A 5216-nucleotide genomic window follows, 5' to 3' on the forward strand; every position below is an offset into this window, starting at 1 on the left:
GCCCAAGCCCTTCAAGGTCCCCGTCCGCACGGAGTTCAAGCTCGACAACGGGCTGGAGGTCTCCCTGCTGCCTTACGGCGACATGCCGAAGGTCGCCATCCAGCTGGCCATCGACACCGGCAACATCCATGAGAAGGCCACGGAGACGTGGCTGGCGGACCTGATGGGCAGGCTGCTGTCGGAGGGCACCACCACCCGCTCGGCGGAGCAGCTGGCCCAGTCGGCCGCGCAGCTCGGGGGGGCGCTCAACATCGGCACGACGATGGACCAGACCTTCGTCGGCCTGGAGGTCCTCTCCGAGTCGGCGCCGGACGCCGTGGCGCTCATCGCGGACGTCATCCAGAACCCGGCCTTCCCGCAGGCGGAGGTGGAGCGCGTCAAGGGCGACCTGGCGCGGGAGATGGCCATCTACAAGAGCCGGCCGGGCACGCTCGCCGACGAGCGGCTGCTCCAGTCGCTCTACGGTGACCACCCGTATGGCCGCTACTTCCCGCCGGAGGCGCAGCTCAAGGGCTACACTCCGGAGGCCGTTCGCGCGCACTACGACGCCAACATCGGCGCGGCCCGGGCGCGGCTCTACGTCGTCGGCCGGTTCGAGCCGGCGCCGGTGGAGAAGGCCATCCGGGACGCGTTCACCGGCTGGAAGGCCGGCCCGGCGCGGCTCCAGAACGTGCCCAGGCAGCAGGTGGCGAAGGCGGTGCAGTTCATCGACCGTCCCGGCTCGGTGCAGTCCACGGTCCGCGTGGCGGTGAAGGCGCTGCCGGCCTCCAGCCCGGACTACGTCAAGCAGACGGTGCTGAACACGCTGCTCGGCGGCTACTTCAGCTCGCGCATCACCGCGAACATCCGCGAGGCGAAGGGCTACACGTATTCGCCCAACAGCACGGTCTCCACGCACCTGGAGGACGCCTACTGGGTGCAGAACGCGGACGTGACGACGGCCGTCACCGGTGAGTCGCTGAAGGAGATTCTCAAGGAGGTGGCCACCCTGCGGAAGACGCCGCCGCCCGCCGCGGAGCTGAGCGCCGTCCAGAGCTACCTGGCGGGCTCCTTCCTGCTCCAGAACTCGTCGCGCGGCGGCATCATCAACCAGCTCCGCTTCGTGGACCTGCACGGCCTGCCGGACTCGTACCTGCAGAACTACGTGCAGTCGGTGATGGCCGTCACCCCGGAGCAAGTGCAGCAGCTGGCCGCGAAGATGCTGACGCGTGAGGCGATGACCTTCATCGTCGTGGGCGACCAGAAGGTGGTGGCGCCGCAGCTCAAGGTCGTGTCCCCCGCGTTGAAGTGAGTCACCGGGAAGGCGGAGACCATCCCGGGCCTCCGCCTTTCTCCTCCGGCGCCGCTACTCCGGACGGGCCGTGACGCCGTCCGGGTAGAGGGCGTCGGGGGCGAGCTGGCATGTATGCCGGACGTAGTGCTCGAGCCAGTCCAGGAACGTCGTGAAGGTGGCGCCGTGGGCCGTCTGCTGTTCGGCCCAGACGAACTGCCCCGAGTCCTGGAGCAGTGCCCACGTCAGGTCGCTCATGGGGTTGAGGACGATGGCGGGCGACGTCAACGCGCCTCCGCTCGCCGCGACACACCACTGCGCGTCCCGGGGCAGCACGTCGCCAGCCGCGAGCGCGTAGAGGTGCGTGGTGGACAAGGGGCGGTTGTCCCGCGTCACGCCCGCGGGAATGCGGACCCAGCGCGTCTCTTCCAGCACTTCATCCGGTGAGTACACCCGGAAGTTGGCGGGCAGGGGCGTCCAGGCGCCGCCCTCATCCCAGTCGCGGACCTCGACGCGCGCGAAGGCGCACCGCCGCCAGAACTCGCGGAGCCCCTCGGGCAGCGCGGGCCTCCCGTCGGATGCCGGGAGGCCGAGCAGCTCCGGCACCAGGTCAATGTCCTCCTCCGGTACGGGCGGGCCCAGGACGAGTCTCCCGCCAAACCCCTTCGCCCAGGTCTCCACGCGCGCCAGCAGCTCCTGGTAACGCGATTGCAGCGTCTGCTCGTGCATGGGCCGCAGCCTATGCCGAGGGGCTTTTTCGCGGGCAAGCGCTGCCGCGCTGAAGGGACTTGGCGGGGCGCACGTATTCGGTAGCGTGCGCGCATCATGACAAGGAAGTCGAATGGGCACCTTCAAGGTGCTGCACGGCGGGCGGGAGCTCATCGGCATGGAGGAGCCGGGCTTCCTGCGCGCGGCGTCGCCGGATGCGTCGGACGCGGTGGATGGTGACGACCCGGAGGTCGAGGAGGCCATCAACGAGGCCCTGTTCTTCCAGCGCGCGGATGACGACGCGGTGGACAACTTCTGGTGCTTCAATCCGCGCGACGTCACCCCGGAGGGTGAGATGGGCATCGTGGGCTACTACCACGACGAGCGCTTCGCGCTTCCCAAGCTCCTGGGGACGAAGCACGCCAAGCACTTCCGGGACTTCTCGGCGCACATCGTCAGCGTCATCGACGAACTCATCGAAAACTTCGCGGGAGCGTAAGTCATGGCGGCAGGCCCGTGTTTCGGCACGGGCTGCGTCGAACCGCCGAGCGGCCCGCTCTAGAGGCAGTCGCCCAGCCCATCATAGATGGTGGTCTGGGTGCGCGGCAGCGTGGCGTGGAGCGGAGACGTGCCCGCGAGCGCCGTCAGGAGCTGCTGCATCGTGGTGCGCGGCGCGAGCGGCACCTGGCAGGCCCACGTCTGGGCCTCCACCGTCACCGCGCCCGTCGCCGGGTCGACCTCCTCGTTGCTGGCGGCGAAGACCCAGACGCACTGGCCAATCCGGCCCGTCAGGGCATTCACGGAGCAGCGGAAGCGCAGCGACTCGATGTTGCTGTACTCGCCCTCACAGAACGTGTCGCCGCAGATGTCATCGAAGTTCTGCTTGAGGGAGGCGCTGAGCTGGTACCACGCCTCGATGTCCGCCTCCGACGTCAGGTAGGCGGAGACGTCCACATACCGGCTGGCGACGGTGTTCCCGGAGGCCAGCGCGGACAGCGGCGTGAGGAAAGACAGACTCAGGGCGGCAATGGATAACGGGGAGGAGAGGGTCATGCATCCTATTTAGCCCCTCCTCCACGTTTGCGAATCCACCCCCCATGGGCTGACACGGAGTTTTGACTGCACTCCAATAGGAATTCTCCATTCCTGGCACCCCGGTCGAAGCCCAGGCCTCCTGGGCCTCGACCGGGGGAGGGCCGCCTCAGTCCTTCTTCAGCTGGAGGAGCTCCCAGCCGCCGTCCGGGTGGAGGTTCATCGGGTTCGCGGTGCCGACGTAGAGGGCCTTCTTGCCGCTCACCAGCGTGCGAACGCCGTAGTTCGTGTCGTTGCCCAGGCCCCTCAGCGACTCCGCCACCGCGCTCTTGTTGCGGTTCTCGAAGCGGAAGAGGTCCGCCCCTTGCTTCGGTAGCGCGATGTTGAGCAGCCGGAGGAAGTCATGGTGGGCCCGGCGCGCGTCCTCGACGGAGGTGACGCTGGCGGCGATGGCGGGCGGGGCCATGGGCGGCAGGGTACCGCCTCCAAGGACCTCTTGCAGGCCCACGCGCGCCACCTGGCTCCAGTCGAAGGTGCCCAGGTACAAGTCATTGTCGTGGACCGTCAACGACCAGGTGTACGCGTTGAAGAAGTTCCCCAGGCCGGAGGAGCCCCAGCGCGGGTCGGGATTCTCCAGGCGGTTGCGGTGGAAGGCGTCGAACGCGATGGTGTAGCCCTTCGCGGCGGGCGAGTACCTGGGCAGGTACTTCTCGCCATAAATCGCCCGGACCTGCTCATCCTGGTTGCCCAGCTCATCGCTCTGGAAGACGGACGTGGAGCGGTGGGTGCCCAGCGCGGTGTTCAGCAACTCCAGCCAGCCGAGGCTGCCGTTGCCGTCCGCGTCCAGGTCCACCAGCCCCGCGGCGTGCGCCCCCAGGGCAATCGACGTGGCGAGGAAGGGGACGTGCATGGTGCCCCAGTACAGTCGGCCGTCGAACGACGCCACCGCGCCGCCGCCCGTGGTGGCCGCGGCCAGCAGGTCCGGCTCATAGTCACGGATGTCCCAGACCTTCCCCCAACCGCTGGCGTCCCCGGCATCCAGCCCGCTCTGCTCCAGGCGGGGGCTGCGCCACACGCCGGTGAAGCGCGCCGACAGCGGCGACGGCGAGCCCCCCGTGATGAAGGTGGGCCACGTCGTCACGTAGATGCGGCCGGCGTGCTCCACCAGGTTGGCCACCTCCGCGTCCGTCTGCCCCACGACCTCGAAGTCGAAGAGGACCGCGGGGTTGGTGGACCTCGCGCCGCGCCACCGGAGCACGGCGCCGCCCGGCGCGTTGCCCAGCACCACGCTGTACGCCACGCCGGTGTAGAGCGCCCCGCGGACGTTCACCCACTCGCGGATGTTGTTGTACTGCGGGAAGTTCCTCGCGCCCAGGAAGGCCCCGGTGGCCGAGTCGAACGCGAACAGGTTGATGCCCGCGACGACGCTGGGGCCGGCCAGGAACACGACGCCGTCCTGCGCGCCCGCGGAGCGCAGGCCCACGGTGGTGCGCCGCAGCACCTCCGCCCCCAAGGGCAGGCTTCCATTGAGTGAAGACAGCACGCCCGTGTCCAGCTGGTAGCGCTGCAGGTTCGGCGGGCGGAAGTCGCCCGTGCCGGACTGGCTGGCGCCGAACTCACACACCCAGAAGGGGTTCTCCTGCGGCGTGGCGAAGCCGAGGAAGCCCTGCTGGACCAGGCACAGCGTGTTCGCCACCGTGCCGAACCACAGGGACTTGTCCGCCTTGGCCAGCCCCCAGACGTAGGCCTGGTTGCGCTTGGGCTTCGTGCCCGGCGCACAGGGCGGCTGGGTGATGGGGCCGCCAATGGAAGAGAAGCACTCGTCCACCTCCGCCTTCGCCAGCAGCTCCCGCTCCAACTCGGGACGGGTCCAGATGCCCTTGTCGCCGTTGATGATGAAGCGCTCGTAGGTCCAGAACTTCACCAGGCTCAAGGGCGACAGGCCGCCCAAGCCCGTCAGCGGGTAGATGTCCAGCTCCCACGCGACGTCCTGCTCCGTGGGGACCCTGGGCAGGTCCGCCTCCCAGGTCGCCGCCTGCGCTCGCTCGCTCGTCGTCGCGGCCTCCATGTCCTCAGGCTCACCCCTTTAAACATCTGCTCCCGCCAGGAAGGAAGGGATGCTGGCGGGCCAGCAGGCGAAGGCGGCAAGGGGGACTCCGTCGGCGTGCCATGCCCCCCTGTGCGGACGGATGCCCCTTGGCCACTG

The 5216-nt window shown here is 68.9% G+C and carries 5 protein-coding genes; 2 read left to right on the forward strand and 3 right to left on the reverse strand.

Going from position 1 to position 5216, the window contains the following annotated elements; genetic code table 11:
• The coding region (locus G4D87_RS33235; RefSeq protein WP_163786704.1) for a M16 family metallopeptidase at positions 1-1291 on the forward strand (1291 nt) is incomplete at its 5' end.
• Between the two features lie 54 nt (positions 1292-1345).
• Here the strand turns inward: G4D87_RS33235 and G4D87_RS33240 are convergent.
• Complete coding sequence (locus G4D87_RS33240) at positions 1346-1999, reverse strand: SMI1/KNR4 family protein (protein ID WP_163786705.1); 654 nt, start codon at positions 1997-1999, stop codon at positions 1346-1348.
• A 112-nt stretch (positions 2000-2111) separates the two neighbouring features.
• On the opposite strand from G4D87_RS33240, the gene G4D87_RS33245 reads away from it, so the two are divergent.
• A complete protein-coding gene (locus G4D87_RS33245) occupies positions 2112-2477 on the forward strand; it encodes a hypothetical protein (protein ID WP_240358817.1) in 366 nt (121 codons plus the stop codon).
• Between the two features lie 59 nt (positions 2478-2536).
• Here G4D87_RS33245 and G4D87_RS33250 read toward each other — a convergent pair whose 3' ends face one another.
• Both G4D87_RS33250 and G4D87_RS33255 read right to left on the reverse strand, forming a co-directional pair.
• Positions 2537-3031, reverse strand: coding sequence for a hypothetical protein (locus G4D87_RS33250; protein ID WP_163786706.1), 495 nt, complete (start codon positions 3029-3031; stop codon positions 2537-2539).
• Between the two features lie 148 nt (positions 3032-3179).
• Complete coding sequence (locus tag G4D87_RS33255) at positions 3180-5078, reverse strand: hypothetical protein (RefSeq protein WP_163786703.1); 1899 nt, start codon at positions 5076-5078, stop codon at positions 3180-3182.
• Positions 5079-5216 lie beyond the last annotated feature (138 nt).

This window comes from Myxococcus vastator, assembly GCF_010894475.1.
Taxonomy (GTDB): Bacteria; Myxococcota; Myxococcia; order Myxococcales; family Myxococcaceae; genus Myxococcus; species Myxococcus vastator.

Bases quoted from the DNA above. Each gene is read 5' to 3' on its own strand.
- G4D87_RS33240 (WP_163786705.1), bottom strand. From the start codon at position 1,999: ATGCACGAGCAGACGCTGCAATCGCGTTACCAGGAGCTGCTGGCGCGC.
- G4D87_RS33245 (WP_240358817.1), top strand. From the start codon at position 2,112: ATGGGCACCTTCAAGGTGCTGCACGGCGGGCGGGAGCTCATCGGCATG.
- G4D87_RS33250 (WP_163786706.1), bottom strand. From the start codon at position 3,031: ATGACCCTCTCCTCCCCGTTATCCATTGCCGCCCTGAGTCTGTCTTTC.
- G4D87_RS33255 (WP_163786703.1), bottom strand. From the start codon at position 5,078: ATGGAGGCCGCGACGACGAGCGAGCGAGCGCAGGCGGCGACCTGGGAG.